This window comes from Bacillus sp. NPDC060175 (assembly GCF_042728695.1).
GTDB lineage: Bacteria > Bacillota > Bacilli > Bacillales > Bacillaceae_G > Bacillus_A.
On record NZ_JBHWYR010000181.1, the window covers coordinates 1 to 2,435 of the forward strand.

The 2,435-nt window shown below is 33.6% G+C and carries 1 protein-coding gene; it reads left to right on the forward strand.

The window, feature by feature from the left end; all coding sequences use genetic code 11:
* The first annotated feature begins 192 nt into the window (after positions 1-192).
* Positions 193-1,782: a bifunctional metallophosphatase/5'-nucleotidase gene (locus ACFWDE_RS30355; RefSeq protein ID WP_377896379.1), complete on the forward strand. Its 1,590-nt coding sequence runs from the start codon at positions 193-195 to the stop codon at positions 1,780-1,782.
* Positions 1,783-2,435 lie beyond the last annotated feature (653 nt).

The window sequence follows — 2,435 nt, forward strand, 5'->3', positions numbered from 1 at the left end:
CACCAATATTCATCTCCCACCTAAAATGGACGTTTTACACCTTCACATTTTTGAGGAAGGAGTCTTTTGTCGGAAAACAATAAAATCTTATTAATTTTTATAATTAGTAGAATTTTTATAGAAATAATCCTCTTAATCTATTAAAATTATATCGTATGATGTCAGATTTGTAATAAGGGGAGAGAAAATTTTATGTTGAAAAAAATCATTCCAGTTGCTTTAGCATTAAGTACAGTTACTTTTTCAAGTGTATTTGCTGCGCCTTCAGTTCAAGCAAGTACAGAGCCAAACCGCTACATAGATGTACAAATGCTCGGTATTAACGATTTACATGGGCAACTAGACACTGTAAAGAAAATTAACAATAAAGATGCAGGGGGAATCGAGTACTTAGGGGCTTATTTACGTGATCGTGAAAAACAAAATCCGAATACATTAAAGGTTCAAGTTGGCGATGCTGTTGGAGCAAGTCCTCCTGTTTCAGCATTATTACAAGACGAACCCACGATTGAATTTCTAAATGATTTAAAATTTGATGTTGGAACCATAGGAAATCATGAATTTGATGAAGGCATTGAAGAAATGAAGCGCCTTATTTATGGTGGATACCATGAAAAAACAGGGAATTTTAAAGGAGCAAAATTCCCATATGTAGCCGCAAATTTCTATAATAAATCCACCGGTCGTCTATTTTTACCACCATTTACTATCAAAAAGGTACAAGGAGTTCCTGTTGGCTTTATCGGAGTCGTAACAACAGATGTTCCTAACCTTGTTATGCCTACTATGCTAAAGAATGTAGAAATTACAGATGAAGTTGAAGCCATTAACAAATCCGTAAAGCAATTGAAAAAACTAGGCGTTAAATCTATCGTTGTTCTTGCGCATAACGGAGGTACAACAAATGAGAACGATGTAACAAATGGTGATATCGTCCGATTAGCAAATGAGACTGATCCAGAAGTCGATGTTATTTTTGGAGGGCATAGCCACACCTATGTAAATGGAACTGTTAATAATAAACTTGTCGTACAAGCAAATTCTTATGGTATGGCTTTTGCTGATGTTGATGTAAAGATTGATCGTAAGACACAAGATATTGTTGAGAAAAAAGCAGAAATTGTTACAACTTACCATGAAGGCATAGAGCCTGATAAAAAAATAAAGAAGAAAATGGAGAAATATCAAGAAAAAATCGCACCTCTTGTCAATGAAGTTGTTGGTAAGTCTACCGCTCCACTAGATCGCAAACTAAATACGGCTGGTGAATCTAATCTCGGTAATTTAGTTGCTGATGCCCAACGTGCAACAATGCAATCCCAAATTGCTCTTATGAACCCTGGTGGTATTCGTAATGACTTAGATGCTGGTGATATTACATGGGGAGAGGTATATGGCATTCAACCATTCGGAAATCAATTAGTAAAAGTTAATTTAACAGGTCAAGACATTCGTGATATTTTAAATCAACAATGGCAAAAAGACATAACAAGAATGCTTCAAATTTCCGGGATCCAATACACTTGGGATGCGAACAAGCCAAATGGAGAAAAAGTCACAAGTATCCGCTTAACAAATGGAGAAGAAATTATTCCTTCTAAAACTTACAGCGTCGTTGCGAATGCATTTCTGGCTTCAGGCGGAGATGGATTTGTGTCATTTAAAAATGGGAAAGATGCTGAAACAGGACCAACTGATTTTGAAGCATTAGTAGAATATATAAAACAAGCAAAAGAACCAATTCAGCCTATTATTGATGGAAGAATTCAAAAAATAAATTAGTTTTTCATTAATATCAAAACACCTAGATTACCTGTTCGCTAGACTTTTTAGTGTGCAGGTAATCTGTTTTTTTGTGTGGATTTGAAATAAAGTCTTACCGTAGTCAATGGATTTAGCGTCTTGATGCAGAGTGCCGAAAAAAAGTGAAGTAAACAAAAAATAGCTCCAAAATCAACTATTATTATTTATTTTGCAGCTATTTTTTGTTTACGTTTAAATGACAACGTAAAAATTATTGATTGGTTGATTCTACCTCAAGAGTTATTCGTGCAGATCTATATCGAAAATATCTATTGTATTCACATATTCTATAGCAAAATCTAGAAAACAGTGCAAATAATATAACTAATGTTTTTCATATTACTCTCTTTATCTTTGTATATGGAAATTATAGTGAATTTTTTATAGTGAAGAAATTGATTTTAGTAACATTAATATTACAAAACTGCAATGTTTATTAGGGGTCACATCCACTCAAAAAATCCAGTCATAAAAAAAGAGGGAGAAGGCATCTTTTATTAAAGTTTGTTTATAATAGGGTTCTGGTGCAAAGATTGCATTTATTTGAAAGAGGTATATAGATTCCTAATGGAATCTATTCTTATGCAACCATTCCGAATAGTTGATGAATAAACTTCACTTCATTTTGGACA

Coding starts and splice junctions, on each gene's coding strand:
- ACFWDE_RS30355 (WP_377896379.1), top strand. CDS start 193: ATGTTGAAAAAAATCATTCCAGTTGCTTTAGCATTAAGTACAGTTACT.